We start from the raw sequence: 22,252 nt of genomic DNA, 5'->3' as shown, positions 1-22,252 counted from the left end.
CGCCGGGTCTCGATACGGCGTCGCTGGCGCCTCGGCCTACTCGGCCACCGGAGCGATCTCGGCGGCCACTGAGAGCTCGGTCGCGTCCGCGTCGATGGTGAAGACCAGCTCGCCGGTCACCTTGCCGGCGGAGCGCAGGTCGGAGGTGGCGAGCTCGGCATGACGCACGAGGTGCTCGGGGCCGCTGATCTCGACGCGGTCGAGCGGGGTGCGCATCGAGACCTTGGCCTGCGACTTCGCGCCGCGGATGCCGGCGAGGGCGGCGGCGACGGCGTCGACGGCCGAGCCGTCGGCGGCACCGGCGGAGCCGAGCTCGTTGACCGTCGGCCAGTCGGCCCGGTGGACCGAGCCCTCCTGCCACCACGACCAGACCTCCTCGGTCACGTAGGGCAGGAACGGCGCGAGCAGCCGGAGCTGGACGTGCAGCGCGAAGGCGAGGGTCGCCCGGGCGGAGTCGGACGCGTGGCCGTCGTCGGCGTACGCCCGCTCCTTCACCAGCTCGAGGTAGTCGTCGCAGAACTCCCAGAAGAATTTCTCGGTGATCTCGAGCGCGGTCGTGTAGTCGTAGGCGTCGAACGCGTCGGTCGCCCTGGTGATCACGGTCGCGAGCCGGCCGAGCAGCGCAGTGTCGACCTGCTCGCCGACCAGCGACGGGCTGAACCTGGTCGCGCCGACGCTGCCGAGCACGAACTTCGAGGCGTTGAGCACCTTCATCGCCAGCCGGCGGCCGACCTTCATCTGGGTCTCATCGAACGGCGAGTCCAGGCCCGGGCGGGCGATCGCGGCGCGCCAGCGGACGGCGTCGGCGCCGTACTTGTCGAGGATCTCGTTGGGCACGACGACGTTGCCCTTGGACTTCGACATCTTCTTGCGGTCGGGGTCGACGATGAAGCCGGAGATCATCGCGTGCGACCACGGCGCCGTGCCGTTCTCGAAGTGGGCGCGGACCACCCGGCCGAACAGCCAGGTGCGGATGATGTCGTGCGCGTGCGTGCACAGGTCCATCGGGAAGACCCGCTGCCACAGGTCGTCGTCGTCGATCCAGCCGCCGGCGATGTGCGGCGTCAGCGACGACGTCGCCCAGGTGTCCATCACATCCGGGTCGCCGATGAAGCCACCGGGCTTGCCGCGCTGGTCCTCGGTGTAGCCGGCCGGCGCCTGCGTCGACGGGTCGACCGGGAGCTCGGCCTCGGTGGGCAGCAGCAGCCGGCCGTGGTCGGGCTCGCCCTCGCTGTCGAGGGGGTACCAGACGGGGAACGGGATGCCGAAGAACCGCTGCCGCGAGATCAGCCAGTCACCGTTGAGCCCGCCGACCCAGTTGTCGAACCGGTGCCGCATGTGCGTCGGCAGCCAGTCGATCTCCGCCCCGCGGGCGAGCATCTGGTCGCGGAGCTGGGCGTCCCGGCCGCCGTTGCGGATGTACCACTGACGGGTGGAGACGATCTCGAGCGGCTTCTCGCCCCGCTCGTAGAAGTTCGCCATCCGCTGGGTCGGGGTCGGGTCACCTTCGAGGTCGCCGGTCTCGCGCAGCTTGGCGGCCATCGCCTCCCGGGCGGAGAAGATCGTCTTGCCGGCCAGGTCGGCGTACGCCGTCGCGGCCTGCTCGCTCGCGAGCCACTCCGGCGTCTCCCGGTGGAGGCGTCCGTCGCGGCCGATCACGGTGCGGACCGGGAGCTGGAGCTCGCGCCACCACTGGACGTCGGTGAGGTCACCGAACGTGCAGCACATGGCGATGCCTGCGCCCTTGTCCATCTCGGCCGCCGGGTGGGCGAGCACCGGGATCTCGACGCCGAAGACCGGCGAGGTGACGGTGCTGCCGAACAGCGCCTGGTACCGCTCGTCGTCGGGGTGCGCGATCAGCGCGACGACGGACGCGATCAGCTCGGGCCGGGTGGTCTCGATGTGGACCGGCGAGCCGTCCGGACGGTGGAACGCCACCCGGTAGTAGTGGCCGGCGTAGTCGCGGGCCTCGAGCTCGGCCTGGGCGACGGCGGTCTGGAAGGTGACGTCCCACAGGGTCGGCGCCTCCTGGAGGTACGCCTCACCGCGCGCCAGGTTGCGCAGGAACGCCCGCTGGCTGACGGCCTGGGCGCGCTCCCCGATGGTCGTGTACGTCGTGTCCCAGTCGACGGAGAGGCCGAGGGTGCGCCACAGCGACTCGAAGACCTTCTCGTCCTGCTCGACGAGCTGCTCGCACAGCGCGACGAAGTTGGGCCGGCTGACCGGGATCTGCCGCTTGGCATCAGGCTTCTCCGGCGGCGTGAAGTCGGGGTCGTAGGGCAGCGACGGGTCGCAGCGGACGCCGAAGTAGTTCTGCACCCGGCGCTCGGTGGGCAGGCCGTTGTCGTCCCAGCCCATCGGGTAGAACACCGACTTGCCGGTCATCCGCTGGTAGCGGGCGATCAGGTCGGGGTGCGTGTAGGAGAACACGTGCCCGACGTGCAGGCTGCCGCTGACGGTCGGCGGCGGCGTGTCGATGGCATAGACGTTCTCGCGCGGCTGGCTACGGTCGAACGCGTACGTCGCGTCGGCCTTCCAGCGCTCCGCCCACTTGTCCTCGAGACCCTCGAGGGCAGGCTTCTCCGGTACCGCGACCGCACCGGACTCGGTGCTGGTCGGGTCGGGGGCCTGCTGGATCTCGGTCATAACCCTAAATCCTAGGGCGCGGCCGCCAGCGAACTTGAATTCGCGCACTACCCTCGGACGGATGCTCAGGGCCCTCTGCCTCCTCCTCACCGCAGCGCTGGTGACCGCCGCCGCGCCCTCCGCGCCGACGATCGCCGCTGCGGGCGGGTCGGCGTCGGTGACGCTGGAGGGGCGCGGCTACGGCCACGGCCGCGGGATGTCGCAGTACGGCGCCCAGGGCGCGGCCTCCGAGCACGGCCGGACCTACCGGCAGATCCTGCGGTTCTACTACCCGGGGCTGGAGCTCGGATCGGCACGCGGCCGGATCCGGGTGCTCCTCACCGGCGACACCTCCGCGGACGTCGTCGTCGCCGCCCGACCGGGCCTGACCGTGAGGAGCCTCGGCTCGGGGAACGTCTTCCCGCTCCAGCGCGACGGCGCGAAGCGCTGGCGGATCACACCGATCGACGGCGGCGCCGGCAGCCGGGTCTCGGTCCTGCTCTCGCGGTGGCGAACGGTCCGCGACCTGCCCGGGGCCGCGCAGTTCGACGCCGGCGGCAAGCCCATCACCCTGGTCACGCCGGCGGGCACCACCCGCTACCGGGGAGCGCTCCGCTCGGCGATCGACGGCGGGGACCGCGACACGGTCAACATCCTCCCGCTCGACTCCTACCTACTCGGCGTCGTACCGAGGGAGATGCCGGCGTTGTGGCACCCGCAGGCGGTCCGGGCCCAGGCCGTCGCCGCGCGCACCTACGCCGCGCACGAGCGCCGCACCACCAACCGCGGGCACTTCGACGTCTGGGACACCACCCAGTCGCAGGTCTACGGCGGCAGGTCGGCCGAGCACCCGGCCTCCAACGACGCCGTACGCGCGACCGGCGGTCAGGTGCTGCTCCACGCCGGCGCGCCGGCCTTCACCCAGTTCTCCTCCAGCAACGGAGGGTGGACCGTCGCCGGCTCGGTGCCCTACCAGGTCGCGAAGCAGGACCCCTGGGACCCGGTGAACCGCTGGCGGGTCACGATCACCGAGAACGAGTTCCAGGACGTCTTCCCCTCGCTGGGTGGCTTCGTCCGTCTCCGGGTCCTGCGCCGCGACGGCAACGGCGCCTGGAACGGACGGGTGCTGCGGATCCGGGTCGTCGGCACCAGCAACACGATCACGATCGACGGGGACGACTTCCGGGAGGAGTTCGGCCTGAGATCGACCTGGTTCCGGCAGACCTGACCCGTCTCACGTCGTGGGCGCCGGAAAACGCTCGGGACCCGGGCCGTCCGTCGTCGTTGAGTCAGACATGCGCCGTACTCTCGCAGCCCTTGTCCTCGTCAGTCCCGCCTGCGTCCTCGCCCCGGTGGGCCTCGCGTCGCCGGCGCTCGCCCAGGAGACCTGCCAGGGCCAGACCGCGACCATCACCGGCACCAACGGCAACGACGAGCTCCACGGCACCTTGCTCGCGGACGTCGTCGTGCTCGGTGCAGGCAACGACACGTTCGACGGGCGTCAGGGTGACGACATCGTCTGCGGCGGTGGCGGCAAGGACGTGATCTTCGGCGGGGAGGACAACGACTGGATCGACGCCGGGCCCGGCAACGACAACGTCCGCGGCGGCCCCGGCAACGACGAGCTGCGCGGCGGGACCGGCAACGACGTGCTCCGCGGCGAGGGCGACGACGACCTGGTCCGTGCCGGAGGAGGCAAGGACCGCATCTTCGAAGGCGCCGGGGACGACCGGGTCACCGGCGGACCCGGCGCGGACCGGATCACCTACCGGGAGTCGGCCACCGCGGTGACGGTGCAGTGGGGCGCAGGCGTCGTCGACGGCGCCGGCCACGACGAGATCGGACGCGTCGAACGCTTCGAAGGCAGCCGCCAGGCCGACGTCATCAACGGCAGCGGCGGGTCCGACGACCTCGCCGGCGGCGGCGGGGACGACCGGATCTTCGGCGGGGGCAGCGGCGACGTGCTGCGGATCTCGTCGGGCATCGCCAGGGGCGGCGCCGGCAACGACGCGCTGCTCGTGTTCCGCACGGGCACCGCGCTCGGCGAACAGGGCGATGACCGGTTCGTGATGCGCCGCGGCACGTCGCGAGGCGGCGCCGGGGAGGACCTGTTCCAGGTGCTGGCCAAGGGTGGCGGCGTCGCCGACGGCGGACCTGCAGCCGACGTGATCACCTTCGCCGCCGTACGTCGCGGCGTGACCGCCAGCCTCGCGACCGGGAACGCCCGTTGGGGGGACCGGTCGGTGGCCTTCAGCAGCGTCGAGGTGCTCTTCGGGTCCCGGCTGCGCGACACCCTCGGTGGCTCCGGGCGTGGCGACTACATCAGGGGCGGCGGCGGCGACGACCGGCTCCGCGGGCAGGGCGGCAACGACCTGCTCATCGGCGACCACGGCTTCGACCGGTCCGAAGGCGGGCCGGGCGGCGACGTCTGCGTCTCCGAGGTCAGGGTCGGCTGCGAGGCTTGAGCGCCCGGAGTCCGTCCGAGGCAACGAGGACGGACTCCGAACGGGCGCGAAGAATCGAGTAGCGCCCGCGGGCGAGGCACGAGCCCGCGACGGCGCGTATCGAGATCCGGTGAGTCGAGAACCCGACGGCGAGCACGCATGGTCGCGGGGTCTCGATACGCCCTCGCGCCAGGGCGCTCGGGCTACTCGACCAGCGCGAGGGGATCATGGACGCTCGCGGGGTCTCGATACGCCCTCGCGCCAGAGCGCTCGGGCTACTCGACCAGCGAAGGCGGCTACCCGAGCACGACCACCAGGTCGCCGCCCTCGACCGGGCGGGTGCCGGAGAAGCCCAGCCGGGCGATCTTCCCGGCGCGGGGAGCCGTGATCGACGCCTCCATCTTCATCGCCTCGATCGTGGCGAGGGTGGCGCCGGCCTCGACCTGGTCGCCCTCGGCGACCACGATCGTCACCGCACCCTGGTACGGCGCAGCGACGTGGCCGGGATTGCCCGGGTCGGCCTTCTCCGAGCCCTCCGCGTCGGCGGTGATGCTGAGGTCGCGCACCGGGATCGGCCGGAGCTGGCCGTTCATCAGGCACATCACGGTGCGGTAGCCGCGCTCGTCGGGCTCGCCGATCGCCTCCAGCCCGAGCAGCAGCTGCCGGCCCTCCTCGAGGTGGATGGCGTGCTCCTCGCCGACCCGCAGGCCGTAGAGGTACTCGAGCGTCGGCAGGATCGAGACGTCGCCGTACGTCGACTGCGCGGACTCGAAGTCCTTCGTCGGGCCGGGGAACAGCAGCCGGTTGAGGGTGTGCCGGCGTTCGCCCGATGTCGCGTCCAGGCCGCGCCGGTCGTCCTCGGACAGCTCCTCGGCGGGCGGGGTCCAGTCGCGTCCCTCGAGCGCCTTGGCGCGGAACGGCTCCGGCCAGCCGCCCGGCGGGTCGCCGAGCTCGCCGTGCAGGAAGCCGATGACCGACGCGGGGATGTCGTAGTTGCCCGGGTTCTCCGCGAAGTCGGCGGGATCGGCGCCGGCGCCCACGAGGGCGAGGGCCAGGTCCCCGATCACCTTCGACGACGGCGTGACCTTGGGGACGTTGCCGAGGATGTCGTTGGCGGCGGCGTACATGTCCTCGACCTGCTCGAAGCGCTCGCCGAGCCCCAGGGCGATGGCCTGCTGCCGCAGGTTGGAGAGCTGGCCACCGGGGATCTCGTGGCGGTAGACGCGGCCGGTGGGGGAGGCCAGGCCCGACTCGAACGGCGCGTAGACCCGGCGCACCGCCTCCCAGTAGGGCTCCAGCGCGCTGACCGCGCCGAGGTCGAGGCCGGTCTCGCGGTCGGAGTGGTCGGTCGCCGCGACCAGCGCGGTCAGCGACGGCTGCGACGTGGTGCCGGACATCGAGGCCGCGGCCGCGTCGACCGCGTCGACGCCGGCGTCGATCGCGGCCAGCAGGGTCGCCAGCTGACCGCCCGGCGTGTCGTGGGTGTGCAGGTGGACGGGCAGGTCGAACCGCTCACGGAGCGCGGTCACCAGCCGCCGCGCGGCGGGTGCGCGCAGCAGCCCGGCCATGTCCTTGATCGCCAGCACGTGCGCGCCCGCCTCGACGATCTGCTCGGCGAGCCGCAGGTAGTAGTCGAGGGTGTAGATCTTCTCGCCGGGGTCGGAGAGGTCGCCGGTGTAGCACAGCGCCACCTCGGCGACGGCGGTGCCGGTGGAGCGGACGGCCTCGATCGCCGGCCGCATCTGCTCCACGTCGTTGAGGGCGTCGAAGATGCGGAACACGTCGATGCCGGTCGCGGCCGCTTCCTCGACGAAGGCGGTGGTCACCTCGGTCGGGTACGGCGTGTAGCCGACGGTGTTGCGCCCGCGCAGGAGCATCTGCAGGCAGATGTTGGGCATCGCCTGGCGCAGCGACGCGAGCCGCTCCCACGGGTCCTCGGACAGGAACCGCAGCGCGACGTCGTAGGTCGCGCCGCCCCAGCACTCCACCGACCACAGCTCGGGCGTCATCCGCGCGACGTGGCCGGCAGCGCCGAGCAGGTCGATGGTGCGCACCCGGGTGGCGAGCAGGCTCTGGTGGGCGTCGCGGAACGTCGTTTCGGTGACGGCGACCCGGTCCTGGGCGCGCAGCCGCCGCGCGAACTCCTCTGGCCCCACCTGCAGCAGCAGCTGCCGGGTGCCGTCGGGTGCCGGCACGTCCAGCGACAGCGGCGGCAGCTTGGTGACCGGCTCGAGGGTGACCGGCGGCTCGCCGTACGGCTGGTTGACGGTGGTCTCGGCGAGGTAGCGCAGCAGCTGGCCGCCCTGGTCGACGGACTTCCGCGCCACCAGGAGCTGCGGGTGGGTCTCGATGAACGACGTCGTCACGCCGCCCGCGGTGAAGTCGGGGTCGCGGAGCACCGCCTGGAGGAAGCCGAGGTTGGTGCGCACGCCGCGGATGCGGAACTCAGCGACCGCCCGCTGCGCCTTCTGCACGGCCTGGTCGAAGGTGGCGCCGCGGCAGGTGAGCTTGGAGAGCATCGAGTCGAAGTGCGGGCTGACCTCGGCGCCGTTGTACGTCGTACCGCCGTCGAGCCGCACCCCCGGGCCGCCGGGGGAGCGGTACGTCGTGATCTTGCCCGTGTCCGGCCGGAAGTCGTTGGCGGGGTCCTCGGTGGTGATCCGGCACTGCAGCGCCGCGCCGCGGACCCGGATCGAGTCCTGGGTGAGCCCGAGGTCGGCGAGCGTCTCGCCCGCGGCGATCCGCAGCTGGGACTGGACCAGGTCGACGTCGGTGACCTCCTCGGTCACCGTGTGCTCCACCTGGATCCGCGGGTTCATCTCGATGAACACGTAGTTGCCGGCGGGGTCGAGCAGGAACTCGACGGTGCCGGCGTTGCGGTAGCCGATCGACCGGCCGAAGCGCACGGCGTCGGCGCAGATCCGCTCGCGGAGCTCCGGGCTGAGGTGGGGCGCGGGCGCGATCTCGACGACCTTCTGGTGGCGGCGCTGGACCGAGCAGTCCCGCTCGAAGAGGTGGATCACGCCGTCCGGGCCGCCGGTGGCATCAGCGAGGATCTGCACCTCGATGTGACGGGGGTCGACGACGGCCTGCTCGATGAAGACGGTGGGGTCGCCGAAGGCCGCCTCGCCCTCGCGCATGCACGCCTCGACCGCCTCCCGCAGCCGCTCCGGCTGCTCCACCCGCCGCATGCCTCGGCCGCCGCCGCCGGCGACGGCCTTGACGAAGACCGGGTACGGCAGCGTCGAGGCGGCCTCGACCAGCGCGTCGACATCGGTCGACGGGTCCACGCCGGCCAGGGTCGGGACGCCTGCCTCCTTGGCGGCGGCGATGGCGCGGGCCTTGTTGCCGGTCAGCTCCAGCACCGAGACCGGCGGCCCGACGAAGGTGATGCCCGCGTTGACGCAGGCCTCGGCGAGCGTCGGGTTCTCCGACAAGAAGCCGTAGCCGGGGTAGACGGCGTCCGCCCCGGCCCGGACCGCCACGTCGACGATGGCCTCGGGATCGAGGTAGCTGCGGACGGGGTGGCCGCGCTCGCCGATCTCGTGGGCCTCGTCGGCGCGCAGCCGGTGCTCGGACCAGCGGTCCTCGTAGGGGAAGACGGCGACGGTGCGCGCGCCCATCTCATAGGCCGCACGGAACGCTCGGATCGCGATCTCGCCCCGGTTGGCCACCAGTACTTTCGAAAACATGCGGCAACCCTAGGCGGCGTCCGACTTGCTACCTGGCGGTAATTCCTCCGTGGACCGGCGTTGCGCGCCGAGGGCGGTGACGCGTCCGCCTAGCCTCGAAGGCCGAGGAGGCCGGATGCGCGTACGCGCGGTGATCGTTGCGCTGGTGGCACTGCTGGGCCTGGCGGTGCTGGCAGTGCTCTTCGGCGTCTCCGGCGACGGCGGCGACCGCGACGCCGACCTCACGGCGGCGGGCGCCAACTGCGAGGGCCGGACGGCGACGATCGTCGGCACCGACCGCAAGGACACCCTCCTGGGCACCGCCGGCGCCGACGTCATCGTCGCCAAGGGCGGCAACGACGTCATCCGCTCCTACGGCGGCGACGACGTCGTGTGCGGAGGCCCCGGCGGCGACCGGATCACGACCGGCGCCGGCGCCGACGTGGCGATCGGTGGCACCGGCGACGACTGGGTGACCAGCGCGGCCGGCGCCGACCGCGTCGTCGGCGGCGACGGCGACGAGACCGTCGACCTCACCACCGCACCGGGCGCCCCGGTCACCCTGATCGGCGACGAGGGGCTCGACCTGTTGACGCTGAGCGTCAGCGGCACCCAGCCGGTGCTCGTCGACCAGGCCGAGGAGATCCTGATCCTGGGCCCGGAGCCGGAGCACGCGCCCGGTGCGTTCAGCGGGTGGGAGCTGGTCTGGCTCAAGGGCGACCACTCCTGGACCTACGTCGGCACCGACGCGCCCGACAGCGTGATCGCGATCGACGGGAGCCTGAGCGCGTCGACCTACGGCGGCAACGACGTGGTGTCGGCCGGCGCGGGCAACGACATCGTCAACGGCGGCGCCGGCCGCCGCGACGTGGCCGCCGTCGTCCGCGGGCGCAACAGCTGCTCCGAGACCGAGTGGGGCGACTGCGAGCCGACGATCGGCGTGCCCGGCGTCCGACCCGCGGGTCAGCCCGGCAGCGCGGCCCGGGCCGCCAGCACCTCGGCGTAGATCCCCGGGTCGAGGGCTGCGCCTTCGCGTCGTACGTCGGACTCGCGCAGCACCAGCAGCCGGTCGAGCCGCACCTCGCTCGGGCGCTGCTCGCGGTCCCAGCCGCCGGCGCCGACGTCCATCCAGTGCCGGCCGGCGGCAGCCTCCTGGGCCTCGTCCCGGTCGTGGTCCTTGCTGGTCATCACCAAGCAGTCGACGACCGGCTCGTCGCCCTCGGCGCGGGCCGCGATCACCAGCACCGGTCGGTCCTTGCCGCGGGTCGGGTCGTCCTCGTAGGGCACCCACGCCCAGCAGACCTCGCCGGGATCGGGACGCCCGTCGGGCTCGGGGGAGTAGTCGGCCACCCCCGCACGGTAGTCCCCGCCGCAGTCCCCGGCAGAGCCCCTGGCCTTGGAGACCTCAGCGGAACTGGGCGACCAGGCCGGGCAGGGCGTCATCGGCGAACGCCGTCGCGTCCGCGGCGGGCAGGTCGAGCACCGTCACCCGACCGCGGCCCCCGGCCGTCGTCGCGTCCAGCGTGGTCAGGCCCGCGCGTCGTTGGAACCAGGTGTCGCGGAACGTCCAGCCGATCACATGCTCCCGGTCGAGGATGTCGCGGCGCCGCAGCAGCGAGCCCGAGCGCGCCACCAGGTGTGCGCCCGAGAGGGCGTGGCCGAGCGAGCGGGCGCGGTCGGCGGCGAGCGCGACGGCGGCCGCGACGGGGACCGGCGTGACGACGAGCAGCCAGGGGCTCAGACCGGCCAGCACCAGCAGCGCCACCGCGACGGAGACGAGGAGTGCGGGCCAGAGGGCACGGGCGTACCGCCGGCGGATCGCCGCCCGGCCGTGCCCGGTCAGCGGGCTGTCGATCGGCGCGGCCGTGCCCAGCACGGCGGTCGCCGCGGTGCGCGCCACCGCTGCCGGGGCCGGCGGCACCAGGACCTCCGAGCCGCGGTCGGTGCGGTCGAGGCCGGTGACGATTGCCGACAGCCGCGCCCCGCGGACCATCCGCAGGGCGGCCGGCTCGCCGATACCGACGCCGGCGACGCGCTCGATGTCGATGCTGGTCTCCCGGGTGGTGAGCAGGCCGCGTCGCAGGTGCCACGATCCCGGCTGCCGGGTGAGCGTCAGGCCTCCGTTCGCCACCAGGTAGCCGACGACGGTGATCGCGAGCGCGGCCAGCAGCAGGACGACGATTGCCGCGGCGATCAGCACGCCGGACGGCGCCGCGAGCCGCTCGTCGATCGTGATGTCGACCTCGTACTCGCCGGCGATCTGGCCGAGGCCGCCGAGGAGACCGCCGACGATCACGAGTCCGGTGCTGGTGAACGGGGCGTAGAGGAGCCAGCGTGGCGTGAACGAGACCACCGGCTCCGCCGGGGTTGGTACGCCGCCGACCTCGCCCTCGCGTCCGCCCGCGACCCCGGCTCGTACCGCCGCACCAGCCAGCAGCTGGTCGCGGAGAGTGCCGGCCTCCGTCGTGGCCAGGGCGTCCAGCTCGAGGCGGTCGCTCCCGTCGGTGCCCGCGGTGCCCGTGCCGATGCCCACCGTGCTCAGCCGGAGCAGCCGGTGCACGACGGACGCGGTCAGGTCGACGGTGCGCACCCGGTCGAGGGGGGTGGACAGGCGTTGCCGGTTCAGCAGTCCGCGCTGGAGCTCGATCCGGCCGTCGGCGATCCGGTAGCTCGTCGTCAGGTAGCGCACGACACCGATCGTGACCGGGATCGCGAGCGCCGCGATGCCGACGAAGGTGCCGACGCCACCCTGGGAGGCGCCGAAGAGGAACACGCCGACCAGCGGGACGACGAACCGACGCAGCTCGATCAGCGGGTGGACCAGCAGCATCCGGGGGTCGAGCCGCTGCCAGTCCCTCACGTCGCGTCCCCGCCGGCTTCCTCCGCGCGCAGCGTGAGCTGGTCGACCAGCGCGAGCGCCTCGGCGCGGTCGAGCCCGTCGATCCGCAGCGCGCCCGCCGCCGACGCGGTGGTGACGGTCAGCGTCGCGAGGCCGAAGAGTCGGGCCAGCGGCCCCTGCGTGTAGTCGACGGTCTGCACGCGGGACATCGGCGCAATCCGGCGCTCGCGTGCCCACCAGCCCCGCTGCGTGTAGACGGCCGTGTCGGTGATCTCCCAGCGGTGCACGAGGTAGCGCCACCGCGGCACACCGAGGACGTAGGCCAGAGCTCCGACCGCGATCACCGCGACGCCCCACCAGCGGGCGGCGTACTCGGTCCAGACGACGGCGCCGACGAGGGCGGCGACGACGAGCACCGCCGCACCGGCCGCGCACTCGACGGCCCACATCGACCGCGCGCGAGGGTCGACCCGGTGGGCGGGCTCGCGCAGGTCGGTCACGACACCGACCCTAGAAGAGACCTGGGCGGACCCGCTCAGCCCTTGAGCTCGCAGAGGACCTCGCCGTTGCCGACGGTCGCTCCGACCTCGGCCTTGAGCCCGGTCACCGTCCCGGCCTTGTGCGCCTTCAACGGCTGCTCCATCTTCATCGCCTCGATCACGACCACGACGTCGCCCTCGGCGACCTCCTGGCCCTCCTCGACCGCGATCTTGACGATGGTGCCCTGCATCGGGCTGGCCACCGCGTCGCCGCTCGCGGCCGCCCCGGCCTTCTTGCTCGCCGCGCGCTTCGGCTTCTTCGCGCCTGCCGTGCCGCCGACCGCCAGGCCGCCGAGGCCGGCCGGGATCACGACCTCCAGCCGCTTCCCGCCCACCTCCACGACGACCTTCTGCCGCTCGTCGGCCTCGGGCGCCTCGCCGGCGTCGCCGCCGTACGGCGTGATCTGGTTGTCGAAGTCGGTCTCGATCCAGGTGGTGTATACCGTGAACTCGCCCTCGCCCGAGGGGGTCGACGCGCCGACGTACGCCGGGTCCTCGATGACCGCCTGGTGGAAGGGGATCACCGTCGGCATGCCGTCGACCTCGAACTCCGCGAGCGCGCGACGCGAGCGCTCGAGCGCCTGGGTGCGGTCACGGCCGGTGACGATCAGCTTGGCGATGAGGGAGTCGAACGAGCCCGGGATGGTCTCGCCCTTCTCGTAGCCGCCGTCGACCCGGATGCCCGGGCCCTGCGGCGGGTTCCACGCGGTCAGCGTGCCCGGGGCGGGCATGAAGTTGCGGCCGCCGTCCTCGGCGTTGATGCGGTACTCGATCGAGTGGCCGCGGATCTCCGGGTCGTCGTAGCCGAGCTCCTCGCCGGCGGCGATGCGGAACATCTCGCGGACCAGGTCGATGCCGGTGACCTCCTCGGAGACACAGTGCTCGACCTGGAGCCGGGTGTTGACCTCGAGGAAGGAGATGGTGCCGTCCTTGGCGACGAGGAACTCACAGGTGCCGGCGCCGACGTACCCGGCCTCCTTGAGGATCGCCTTCGACGAGTCGTAGAGGCGCTTGACCTGGTCGTCGCTGAGGAACGGCGCGGGCGCCTCCTCGACCAGCTTCTGGTGGCGCCGCTGGAGCGAGCAGTCGCGGGTGGAGACGACCACGACGTTGCCGTGCTGGTCGGCCAGGCACTGGGTCTCGACGTGGCGCGGCTGGTCGAGGAACTTCTCGACCAGGCACTCGCCGCGACCGAAGGCTCCGACGGCTTCGCGGACCGCCGACTCGAACTGCTCGGGGATCTCCTCCAGGGTGCGGGCGACCTTGAGGCCACGCCCGCCGCCGCCGAAGACGGCCTTGATCGCGACCGGGAGCCCGTTGGCCTTGGCGAACTCGACGATCTCGTCGGCGTCCTTGACCGGGTCCTTGAGACCGGGGGCCAGGGGAGCGTTGGCCTTCTGCGCGATCTGCTTGGCCTTCGCCTTGTCGCCCAGCGCGTCGATCGCCTCGGGCGAGGGACCGATCCAGATCAGCCCGGCGTCGATGACCGCCTGGGCGAACCCGGCGTTCTCGGCCAGGAATCCGTAGCCCGGGTGGACGGAGTCCGCGCCCGCCTGCTCGGCGACCTTCAGGATCTTGGCGATGTCGAGGTAGGAGTCGGCGGGCGTGGCGCCGTTGAGCGCGTAGGCCTCGTCGGCCAGCCGCACGAACAGCGCGTCGCGGTCGGGGTCGGCGTAGACCGCGACGCTTCCGATCCCGGCGTCCTTGCAGGCACGGATCACCCGGACCGCGATCTCACCACGGTTGGCGATCAGGACCTTCTGCAACGGCCTCGAACTCTGCGTCGTCTCGGGCACTCGACAGCCTCCTAGTCATGGATCGTCCGGCAGTCTAGGGCGACGCGGTGTCGGCCCAGCACCAGGCGCTCAGATATGAGAGGGGCGCGGACGTTGTGCGGCCCGCTGACCCGGCAGTAGACAGGGCACATGAAGATCGCAGTCCTCGGCACCGGCGCGGTAGGCCGAGCGTTGTCCGGTCGTCTGGCCGAGCTCGGCCACGACGTCACCGTCGGCACCCGTGATCCCGGCGCCACCGGCGCCAAGGAGGAGTACGCCGACTGGGCGGCCGATCACCCGGACGTCGGCCTCGCCACCTTCGCCGACGCCGCGGAGCCGGCTCCGGTCGTGATCAACGCGACGAGCGGCGCGGTGACGCTCGACGTGCTCGGCCAGGCGGGCGAGCTGGGCGGCAAGGTCGTGATCGACGTGTCCAACGGCCTGGACTTCTCGGCCGGCTTCCCGCCGTTGATCAGCTTCCCGCAGGACGACTCGATGGCGGAGCAGGTCCAGCGCGCGTTCCCCGCGGCGCTGGTGGTCAAGTCGCTCAACACGATGACCGCCGCCGTGATGGCGCACCCCGAGCAGCTGCCCGATCCCGGAACGGTCTTCCTCTCCGGCGACGACCCCTCTGCGAATGAGACGGTTGCCGGCCTGCTCCGCGAGCTCGGGCACACAGACATCCTCGACCTGGGCGACGTGACGACGGCGCGCGGCGTCGAGTGGCTGATGCCGGCCTGGTTGCGGGTGATCGGGGCGGTGGGGACACCCAACTTCAACTGGAAGGTGGTCCGCTGAAGCTGGCGGACCGCGCTGGTTAACAATCGTTAACCTCGCGGGTTACGATGCGGACCATGACGTCGTTCCAGCTGTCCCGTGAGCACGAGGAGTTCCGCCGTACCGTCCGCGACTTCGCAGCGACCGCGATCGCGCCGCACGTCGCGAAGTGGGACAAGGACCACCACTTCCCGGCCGACGTCGTGCAGCAGATGGGCGACCTCGGGCTCTTCGGGCTGGTCGCGCCGGAGGAGTACGGCGGCGCCGGGCTGGCGCCGGAGGACGGCCCGTTCACGTCGCTCTGCCTCGCCATCGAGGAGCTCGGCCGCGTCGACCAGTCGATGGGCATCACCCTCGAGGCCGGTGTCGGCCTCGGCATCAACCCGATCCTCAGCTACGGCACCGAGGAGCAGAAGCAGGCCTGGCTGCCGGACCTGGTCTCCGGTCAGCGCCTGGCCGCCTTCGGCCTGACCGAGCCCGGCGCCGGCTCCGACGCCGGCGCGACCCGCACCCGGGCCGAGGTCGACCCTGCGTCGGGGGAGTGGGTCCTCAACGGCAGCAAGCAGTTCATCACCAACTCCGGGTCGTCGATCACCTCGCTGGTGACCGTCACCGCCCGAACCGGCGCTCGCGAGGACGGCTCGCCCGAGATCTCCGCGATCGTCGTCCCGGCCGGGACGCCCGGCTTCACCGCCGAGCCGGCGTACGACAAGCTCGGCTGGCACATCTCCGACACCCACCCGCTGTCGTTCGAGGACTGCCGGGTGCCTGCCGACCACCTCCTCGGCGAGCGTGGCCGCGGCTTCGCCCAGTTCCTCGCCATCCTCGACGACGGCCGGGTGGCGATCGCCGCGCTGGCGGTCGGCCTGATCCAGGCGTGCGTCGACCTCTGCGTCGAGTACGCCGGCGAGCGGCAGACCTTCGGTGGCCCGATCGGCCGCAAGCAGGGGGTCGCCTTCCAGATCGCCGACCTCGAGGTGATGCTCCACGCCTCCCGGCTGCTGACCTACAAGGCGGCCGCGATGAAGGACGCCATGGGCGCCCCCGGCGGCCCGAGCATGAAGGACTTCAAGCACGCCGCCTCGATCGCCAAGCTCTACTCCTCAGAGTCGGCCGTCACCGCCACCCGGATCGCCACCCAGGTCTTCGGCGGCTACGGCTTCATGGAGGAGTACGCCGTCGCCCGGTTCTACCGCGACGCCAAGATCCTCGAGATCGGCGAGGGCACCTCCGAGGTCCAGCGGATGCTCATCGCCCGCGGGCTCGGCCTCCCCGTCGAGTAGCCGATTCTCGACCACCGGCGGTTCAGACGCTCGCTGCGCGAGCTCCTCGACCGACGGGTCACCTCCAGAGGTCGGTCCAGGAGTGGCCGAGCTCGAGGACCAGGTCGCGGAGCAGGGGCAGGCTGACGCCGACCACGTTGTGGTGGTCTCCCTCGATGCCGGTGACGAAGGCTCCGCCCAGGCCGTCGACAGTGAACGCACCGGCGACGTGCAGCGGCTCGCCGGTCGCGACGTACGCGTCGATCTCGGCGTCGGAGACGTCGGCGAAGAAGACGGTGGTCGAAGCGGTGGCCGCTGCCACCCGCCCGGTGGCGGTGTCGCGCAGGCAGTGCCCGGTGTAGAGCACGCCGGAGCCACCCCGCATCGCCTGCCAGCGGCGTACGGCGTCAGCGTCGTCGGCCGGCTTCCCGAGCGCCTGGCCGTCGAGCTCGAGGACCGAGTCGCAGCCGAGCACCAGCGCGCCCTCCGGCAGCGGGTCGCGCTCCGCGACCGCCGCACACTTGAGCTCGGCCAGCTGGAGCGCCATCTCGAACGGCGGCAGCCCGTCGGCCTGCGACTCGTCGACACCCGACACGATGACGGTCGGCTCGATGCCGGCGTTGCGGAGGGTTTTCAGCCGGGCGGGGGACGCGGACGCGAGCACGAAGGTCGGCACGCCAGGAGACTAAACCGGCCGCCGGGCAACCTTCGCGGCCCCTCGCGGGTCGTAGGGGTGAGACAACACCGGAGGAGGTGCCGTGGGCGGGGAGTCGGAGGATCCGATCCAGCGCTGCTTCGACGCGTCGTACCGGCGCCTGGTCGGCCAGCTGTACGGCGTCTGCGGCGACCTCTCGGAGGCGGAGGACGTGGTTGCCGAGGCCTTCGCGCGGGCGGTGAGCAAGCGCCGCACCTTCGAGCGGCTCGACAACCCTGAGGCGTGGCTGCGCACGGTCGCGGTGAACGTCGCCCGGTCCCGCCACCGGCGCGGGAAGCTCGGCGAGCGGCTGCTCGGCCGCGCGACTGCCACGGATCCGACCCACCGGCCCGACCTGAGCGACGACCGGATGGCACTCGTCGCCGCGCTGCGTTCGCTGCCGGAGCACCAGCGGGAGACGCTCGCGTTGCACTACCTGGCGGACCTGCCGGTCGCCGAGGTCGCCGCGACGCTCGGGGTGCCGGTCGGCACCGTCAAGGCCCGGCTCAACCGCGGCCGCGCCGCACTCGCCACAGCGCTCGGGACCAAGGAAGTCTTCGGAGGTTCCCATGCATGACATCGCGCACGCTGCCGCAGACGCCGCGGCCGTGCCCAGCTTCGACGACGTCCTCGCCCGCGGCCGACAGCAGCGCAACCGACGGCACGCACTCACCGTGGGTACGGCCGGGCTCGCGGTCGCAGCGATCGTCGGCGGGGTACAGCTCCTCGGTCCCGGCGAGAGCACCGCTCCGCAGCCCGCGCCCAGTTCGCCGACGACGGTGATCGAGGACGATCCGTCGACCGGCAGCGCGCTGGACCGGTTCGTGGACGCCCCGAGTGCCTTCATCGGCGATGCGGCGGTCACCGAGGACGGTGCGACCGCGGTGTTCTGGCGGACAGCCGACCGCGAGCAGTCGGGACTGGCCGTCAGCGCCGACGGCTACGGCACCCGCCACCTGGCGCGGCTGCCCATTCCTGGCGAGGTCTTCGCCGCTGGTGATCGGTTTCTCGTCCGTGACGAAGCAATGTCCGAGCTGTGGGTCGCTGGCGCGGGAGGCAAGTGGACCCGGGTCGAGGTCGCCGGTGCAGAGGCTCCGGTCGCCGACGGCGAGTTCCCGGTCGCCATGAGCGATGGACTCTTCGCGGTCGACCCGGCGACCGCCACCGCGCACCCCGTGCCAAACCCTGCCGGGCTCTACGACGTCGAGTTCTACGGCGGCCGCCTCAGCGCCATCTCGACCCACGTGTCGGGCGGTGAGGTCGACGAGACGACCTACCACTGGTCCGACGACGGCGGTGCCAGCTGGTATTCAGCGACGTTCGAGATGGCCTGGGACAGCCTCAACCACGTCGTCCCGACCAAGGCCGGCGCGTCCCACGTCATCGCGGTCTCCACGGGCCGCAAACCGATCAAGCCGCTCGGCTCTGTCCTGACCCTCCCGGCCGACGGCGGGGCGTTCACCGAGACGGCGTACGACGGAGAGCTGGCGACGGTCTCCGCAGCCTGGACGGTCGACGGGGAGATCCGCTTCCTCGGCGACATCTGGGGCGACGAACGACCCCGGGAGTCGGGTGTCTACCGCTGGGCCGAGGGCCGCCTGGAGCTGGTCCCCTCCTCCGCGCCGGAGGCGACCGATGCCGACGACTCGACGCTGGTCGACGTGGTCGACACCGACGGCGGGCCGACCCTCCTGGTCGCCGTCGACGACCGCCTGTTCAGCTCGACCGACGGAGGCGCGACCTGGCAGGCGATCGCTGCCCGCTGACCCGCGCGGTCCTAGCCTCGCACGACCTCGCACCCGAGCCACGTGGCCAGTGCCTCGACCTCGGCGTCGACGGCGTCGCCGATCTCGGGCTCCCAGGGGAAGTCCTCGTGCACCGCGAACACCCGGAGCACGCCCGCCTTGCGGTCGGCCTTGGCGTCGAGCTTCCCGACCAGCCGGTCGCCGTGGAGGATCGGCAGTGCGAAGTAGCCCCAGCGCCGCTTGGCCGCCGGCTTGTACATCTCCAGGACGTACTCGAAGTCGAAGAGCGCCAGCGCCCGGTCGCGGTCGTAGACCAGCCGGTCGTGCGGCGACAGCAGGGCGGTGCGCGGCTCGAAGGGATCGTCGATCGCGGCCAGTGCGTCGGCGTCGACCCGCCACTCGCCGTCGATCCCGTCGACGACGACCGGCTCACCGAGGCCGGCGGCGCCGATCTCCTCGCCCTGGACCTTCGACGTCGACCGGGCGATCCCGAGGGAGGCGAGTCGCCGCGCGTCGAGCAGCACCCGCGCCTCGTCGTACGACGGGATGTCGAGGTCGGCCGGATAGACCCGCTCGGGCACGTCCCAGGTGCGGAGCTTGCCGCGCCGGCCGCTGATCGCGACGTCGCCGGTGCGGCACAGCAGCTCCAGCATCCGGTCGACGTTCTTGTCGTTGGTCCAGCCCGACGACTTCCACGGCACCTGCGCGGTGTCGGGCACCTCGGCGGCGGTCAACGGTCCCTCGGCGGCGAGCAGCCCGATCACGTCGGCGCGGAAGCCGGCGTTGGCGTCGATCCACCCCAGCGCGCTCGGGTGCAGCCGGTCGGAGGCGGTGGCGAGCACCAGGCCGATGTCGTCCATCGGCCGGACGTAGGACGAGTGCTCGACCAGCGAGCGCTCCTCCTCGAGCGCGAACCGCAGGTCGGAGTGGTCGTAGCCCACCCCGAGCCGCGACCACGACACGAGGTCGACGTTGGGCGCGATCGCTGCGGTGGGGTCGATCTGGAGCAGCGTGAGGTGGTCGACCATCGCGACCAGCGACTCGGGCCGGTAGGCGTCGAGCAGCTGCGCACGGACCGCGATCCGCAGCGCCTGGTCGCGATCGATCGTGATCACGAGCGGCTCACAGCCTCCCGAGCGCTGCCTTCAGCGGGTCGAGCCCGATCGAGCCGAGGTTGAGGGCTGCGGTGTGGAACTCCTTGAGGTCGAAGCCGGCGCCCTTGCGGGCCTTGACCTCGTCGCGCGCCTGCAACCAGATCCGCTCGCCGACCTTGTAGGACGGCGCCTGCCCCGGCCACCCGAGGTAGCGGTTGACCTCGAAGCCGAGCTGGCCGTCCTCCATCCGCGAGTGGGCGCGCATGAACTCGTAGACCTTCTCGCCGTCCCAGACCTCACCGGGTCGCCAGCCGTACGGGTTGTCGGCGGGGATGGTCAGGCCGAGGTGGACGCCGATGTCGACGATCACCCGCGCCGCCCGGAAGCCCTGCATGTCGAGGAAGCCCAGCCGGTCGCCGGGGTCGTCGAAGTAGCCGAGCTCGTCCATCAGTCGCTCGGAGTAGAGCGCCCATCCCTCGCCGTGGCCGCTGACCCAGCACATCAGCCGCTGCCAGCGGTTGAGCAGGTCGGCGCGGTGCACGACCTGGGCGCACTGGAGGTGGTGGCCGGGCACGCCCTCGTGGAAGACGGTCGTGGTCTCCCTCCACTTCGAGTAGAGGTCGTGGTCGTCGGTGAAGGAGAACCACATGGTGCCGGGCCGCGAGAAGTCCTCGGAGGGCGGCGTGTACCACGCTCCGCCGTCGTTGATCGGCGCCACCTTGCACGCGATCGTGCGGATCGGCTCGGCGATGTCGAAGTGCATGCCGTCGAAGCTGGCGAGGATCGTGTCGGCCTTCTCCTGCATCCACGCCTCGAACGCCTCGCGGCTGCCGCAGTCGCGCGCCGGGTCGAGGTCGAGTGCCTTGACCGCGTCGTCGATCGTGCCGCCGGAGACGATCCGCTGCGCGGTCGACGCCATGTCGTCCTCGATCCGCTTGAGCTCCTCCCAGCCCCAGCGGTAGGTCTCCTCCAGGTCGACCTCGGCGCCGAGGAAGTAGCGGGACTCCAGCGCGTACTGCTCACGACCGACGCCGTCGACGTCACGGCCGCGCGGCGCCAGCTCGGTCTCGGCGTAACGCCCGAAGTCGGCGTACGACGCCGAGGCCGCCGCCGCGACCGAGGCCAGCCGGTCGCGCAGCCCCTCGGGCGCCTCCGCGACGAGGTTGCCGAAGTAGTCGCCGCTCGCCCCCTCCTGGCCGGTCCACCCGCGGATCTGGCTGGCCACCTCGACGTACTGCCGGCGCGCGGACACCCTGCCCGCGGCCGCCTCGGCGTCGAGCGTCTCGCGGTAGCCGGCGACCGCAGCCGGGACCGCGGCCAGCCGGTCGCCGATGGTCTGCCAGTCCTCGTCGGTGTCGGTCGCCATCAGGTCGAACACCTCGCGCACCCCGTGGACCGCGCTGCTGATCACCGAGAACGCGGAGCGCTCGAACCCCGCTTCGGCCTTCTCCACCTCGAGCCCGACCCGCTCCAGGAACGCGTCCTTGGCGACCTGCTCACGCTCGTCGGTCGGCTCGAGCGCGCGCACCTCGGCCAGCGCCCGGCGGTTGAGCTCCTCGCGGGCGTCGTAGCCCGCCGGCGACAGGTCGGGCAGCTTGTCGTCGTGGCCGGCGATGCCGGCGAAGGTCGCAGTGAGCGGGTCGAGGGCGACGACTTCCTCGACGTACTGATCGGTCCGGGTGTCGACGGGTCGGGTCATGTCGCGACCCTATGTCGCACCGTGGACAGCGGACACCCGAGTATTCGGCGGGCCGGATCAGCGGGCGCTGCCGGCGACGGCGCCGGCGTAGCGCTCGGCCAGCACCTCGAGGTGGTCGACCAGTGCCGCCGGTGACTCGACGGTGAAGTCGAGGCCGAGCATGCCGATCCAGACCGCCACCACCTCGAGGCTGTCGCCCCCGGTGACCAGGACGCTGCTGCCGTCAGAGCGCGGCTCCACGGTGCCGACCGCGGGATTGATCCGGGCGAGGACCTCGTCCGCGGGCGCGTCCACGACGATCCGGGCGTGGACCGCCCACCCGGTCCGGGCGACCTCCCTGACGACGAACTCGGTCAGGTCGCCCGGGAACGGCACCGGGGTGAAGCCGCGCCCGCCGGGCGTACGCAGGGTCAGCCAGTCGACGCGGTACGGCGCCCACCTCCCGGTCGCCGGGTCGCGGCCGACGACGTACCACCGCCGCTGCCAGCCCACCAGCCGGTAGGGCTCCAGCTCGACCCGCTCGTCGTCCCCTGTGGACCCGTAGAACGCGCGCAGCCCGCGGTGGTCGCGGATCGCCCCGGCGATCTCGGTGAGGACGGCCGGGTCCACCTCCGGGTCCTCGACGTTGGAGTCGGTGTTGACCGGGCCCGCGCTGGTCGCGTCGCGGAGTGCGACCAGCTGGCGGCGCAGCCGGTCGGGCAGCACGTGCTCGAGCTTGGCCAGCGCCCGCCCGCCGCTCTCCTCGAAGCCGGCGACGCCGGTCACGGTGCGGAGGCCCACGGCGACGGCGACGGCCTCCTCGTCGTCCAGCAGCAGCGGCGGCAGCTTGGCGCCGACCCCGAGGCGGTAGTGGCCGTCCCGTCCCCGCGTCGCGTCGACCGGGTAGCCCAGCTCGCGGAGCCGGGCGATGTCGTTGCGCACGGTCCGGTCGGTGACGCCGAGCCGCGCGGCGAGCTCGGGGCCGGTCCAGTCGACCCGCGCCTGCATCAGTCCGAGCAGCTCGAGGAGACGTCCGGAGGTTTTCTTCATGAGTCCCATTTAACAGGAACGAACCGTTCCGCAACAGGTCATAACGTCGTCCTCACCAA

The 22,252-nt window shown here is 72.3% G+C and carries 17 protein-coding genes; 7 read left to right on the top strand and 10 right to left on the bottom strand.

What is annotated here, in order from left to right; translation table 11 throughout:
• Positions 1 to 36: 36 nt before the first annotated feature.
• The gene (gene valS / locus SHK19_RS16395; RefSeq protein ID WP_322936877.1) at positions 37 to 2,646 is read right to left on the bottom strand and encodes a valine--tRNA ligase; all 2,610 of its coding nucleotides are present in this window, start codon (positions 2,644 to 2,646) and stop codon (positions 37 to 39) included.
• 61 nt (positions 2,647 to 2,707) lie between these two features.
• Between valS and SHK19_RS16390 the strand changes: the two genes are divergently transcribed.
• Both SHK19_RS16390 and SHK19_RS16385 read left to right on the top strand, forming a co-directional pair.
• Positions 2,708 to 3,853 carry a SpoIID/LytB domain-containing protein gene (locus tag SHK19_RS16390; protein ID WP_322936876.1) on the top strand — a complete coding sequence of 382 codons (1,146 nt, stop codon included), beginning with the start codon at positions 2,708 to 2,710 and terminating at the stop codon, positions 3,851 to 3,853.
• Positions 3,854 to 3,920: 67 nt separating this feature from the next.
• Positions 3,921 to 5,090 (top strand): calcium-binding protein, encoded by a 1,170-nt coding sequence (locus SHK19_RS16385; RefSeq protein WP_322456504.1) that lies wholly within the window; start codon positions 3,921 to 3,923, stop codon positions 5,088 to 5,090.
• Between the two features lie 275 nt (positions 5,091 to 5,365).
• On the opposite strand, the gene SHK19_RS16380 is transcribed toward SHK19_RS16385, so the two are convergent.
• Complete coding sequence (locus SHK19_RS16380; protein ID WP_322936875.1) at positions 5,366 to 8,761, bottom strand: pyruvate carboxylase; 3,396 nt, start codon at positions 8,759 to 8,761, stop codon at positions 5,366 to 5,368.
• Between the two features lie 115 nt (positions 8,762 to 8,876).
• Here SHK19_RS16380 and SHK19_RS16375 point away from each other — a divergent pair, with 115 nt between their 5' ends.
• Positions 8,877 to 9,746, top strand: a complete 870-nt coding sequence (locus SHK19_RS16375) for a calcium-binding protein (RefSeq protein ID WP_322456506.1) — start codon at positions 8,877 to 8,879, stop codon at positions 9,744 to 9,746.
• On the opposite strand, the gene SHK19_RS16370 is transcribed toward SHK19_RS16375, so the two are convergent.
• Genes SHK19_RS16370 through SHK19_RS16355 form a run of 4 tightly spaced genes read right to left on the bottom strand, consistent with a single transcriptional unit; the run spans position 9,704 to position 13,914 of the window.
• A complete protein-coding gene (locus tag SHK19_RS16370; protein ID WP_322936873.1) occupies positions 9,704 to 10,090 on the bottom strand; it encodes a type II toxin-antitoxin system PemK/MazF family toxin in 387 nt (128 codons plus the stop codon). The two genes, SHK19_RS16375 and SHK19_RS16370, sit on opposite strands and share 43 nt — an antisense overlap.
• A gap of 55 nt (positions 10,091 to 10,145) precedes the next feature.
• A complete protein-coding gene (locus SHK19_RS16365) occupies positions 10,146 to 11,600 on the bottom strand; it encodes a PH domain-containing protein (RefSeq protein ID WP_322936872.1) in 1,455 nt (484 codons plus the stop codon).
• Positions 11,597 to 12,079: a PH domain-containing protein gene (locus SHK19_RS16360; protein ID WP_322456509.1), complete on the bottom strand. Its 483-nt coding sequence runs from the start codon at positions 12,077 to 12,079 to the stop codon at positions 11,597 to 11,599. Before SHK19_RS16360 ends, SHK19_RS16365 begins: the two co-directional genes overlap by 4 nt.
• Positions 12,080 to 12,114: 35 nt before the next feature.
• Positions 12,115 to 13,914, bottom strand: coding sequence for an acetyl/propionyl/methylcrotonyl-CoA carboxylase subunit alpha (locus SHK19_RS16355; RefSeq protein ID WP_322936871.1), 1,800 nt, complete (start codon positions 13,912 to 13,914; stop codon positions 12,115 to 12,117).
• A 129-nt stretch (positions 13,915 to 14,043) separates the two neighbouring features.
• Between SHK19_RS16355 and SHK19_RS16350 the strand changes: the two genes are divergently transcribed.
• Both SHK19_RS16350 and SHK19_RS16345 read left to right on the top strand, forming a co-directional pair.
• Entirely contained in the window at positions 14,044 to 14,691 is a 648-nt protein-coding gene (locus SHK19_RS16350) for an NADPH-dependent F420 reductase (RefSeq protein WP_322936870.1), read from the top strand.
• A gap of 56 nt (positions 14,692 to 14,747) precedes the next feature.
• Complete coding sequence (locus tag SHK19_RS16345; protein ID WP_322456512.1) at positions 14,748 to 15,953, top strand: acyl-CoA dehydrogenase family protein; 1,206 nt, start codon at positions 14,748 to 14,750, stop codon at positions 15,951 to 15,953.
• Between the two features lie 58 nt (positions 15,954 to 16,011).
• Here SHK19_RS16345 and SHK19_RS16340 read toward each other — a convergent pair whose 3' ends face one another.
• A complete protein-coding gene (locus SHK19_RS16340) occupies positions 16,012 to 16,608 on the bottom strand; it encodes a Maf family protein (protein ID WP_322456513.1) in 597 nt (198 codons plus the stop codon).
• Positions 16,609 to 16,690: 82 nt separating this feature from the next.
• Here SHK19_RS16340 and SHK19_RS16335 point away from each other — a divergent pair, with 82 nt between their 5' ends.
• Both SHK19_RS16335 and SHK19_RS16330 read left to right on the top strand, forming a co-directional pair.
• Positions 16,691 to 17,203 (top strand): RNA polymerase sigma factor, encoded by a 513-nt coding sequence (locus tag SHK19_RS16335; protein WP_322456514.1) that lies wholly within the window; start codon positions 16,691 to 16,693, stop codon positions 17,201 to 17,203.
• Entirely contained in the window at positions 17,196 to 18,392 is a 1,197-nt protein-coding gene (locus SHK19_RS16330) for a hypothetical protein (protein ID WP_322936868.1), read from the top strand. Before SHK19_RS16335 ends, SHK19_RS16330 begins: the two co-directional genes overlap by 8 nt.
• Before the next feature lie 11 nt (positions 18,393 to 18,403).
• On the opposite strand, the gene SHK19_RS16325 is transcribed toward SHK19_RS16330, so the two are convergent.
• Genes SHK19_RS16325 through SHK19_RS16315 form a run of 3 tightly spaced genes read right to left on the bottom strand, consistent with a single transcriptional unit; the run spans position 18,404 to position 22,193 of the window.
• A complete protein-coding gene (locus tag SHK19_RS16325) occupies positions 18,404 to 19,486 on the bottom strand; it encodes a DNA glycosylase AlkZ-like family protein (RefSeq protein ID WP_322936867.1) in 1,083 nt (360 codons plus the stop codon).
• Positions 19,487 to 19,493: 7 nt separating this feature from the next.
• Positions 19,494 to 21,164, bottom strand: a complete 1,671-nt coding sequence (locus tag SHK19_RS16320; protein WP_322936866.1) for a DUF885 domain-containing protein — start codon at positions 21,162 to 21,164, stop codon at positions 19,494 to 19,496.
• Positions 21,165 to 21,221: 57 nt separating this feature from the next.
• A complete protein-coding gene (locus tag SHK19_RS16315; protein WP_322456518.1) occupies positions 21,222 to 22,193 on the bottom strand; it encodes a helix-turn-helix transcriptional regulator in 972 nt (323 codons plus the stop codon).
• Positions 22,194 to 22,252 lie beyond the last annotated feature (59 nt).

Origin of the sequence: Nocardioides bizhenqiangii, assembly GCF_034661235.1 — a bacterium.
Classification (GTDB): Bacteria; Actinomycetota; Actinomycetes; order Propionibacteriales; family Nocardioidaceae; genus Nocardioides; species Nocardioides bizhenqiangii.
The sequence above is the reverse complement of the archived record's forward strand: the minus strand, read 5'-3'. Positions and strand labels throughout refer to the sequence as shown.

Bases quoted from the DNA above. Each gene is read 5' to 3' on its own strand.
- valS (WP_322936877.1), bottom strand. From the start codon at position 2,646: ATGACCGAGATCCAGCAGGCCCCCGACCCGACCAGCACCGAGTCCGGT.
- SHK19_RS16390 (WP_322936876.1), top strand. From the start codon at position 2,708: ATGCTCAGGGCCCTCTGCCTCCTCCTCACCGCAGCGCTGGTGACCGCC.
- SHK19_RS16385 (WP_322456504.1), top strand. From the start codon at position 3,921: ATGCGCCGTACTCTCGCAGCCCTTGTCCTCGTCAGTCCCGCCTGCGTC.
- SHK19_RS16380 (WP_322936875.1), bottom strand. From the start codon at position 8,761: ATGTTTTCGAAAGTACTGGTGGCCAACCGGGGCGAGATCGCGATCCGA.
- SHK19_RS16375 (WP_322456506.1), top strand. From the start codon at position 8,877: ATGCGCGTACGCGCGGTGATCGTTGCGCTGGTGGCACTGCTGGGCCTG.
- SHK19_RS16350 (WP_322936870.1), top strand. From the start codon at position 14,044: ATGAAGATCGCAGTCCTCGGCACCGGCGCGGTAGGCCGAGCGTTGTCC.
- SHK19_RS16345 (WP_322456512.1), top strand. From the start codon at position 14,748: ATGACGTCGTTCCAGCTGTCCCGTGAGCACGAGGAGTTCCGCCGTACC.
- SHK19_RS16330 (WP_322936868.1), top strand. From the start codon at position 17,196: ATGCATGACATCGCGCACGCTGCCGCAGACGCCGCGGCCGTGCCCAGC.
- SHK19_RS16320 (WP_322936866.1), bottom strand. From the start codon at position 21,164: ATGACCCGACCCGTCGACACCCGGACCGATCAGTACGTCGAGGAAGTC.
- SHK19_RS16315 (WP_322456518.1), bottom strand. From the start codon at position 22,193: ATGAAGAAAACCTCCGGACGTCTCCTCGAGCTGCTCGGACTGATGCAG.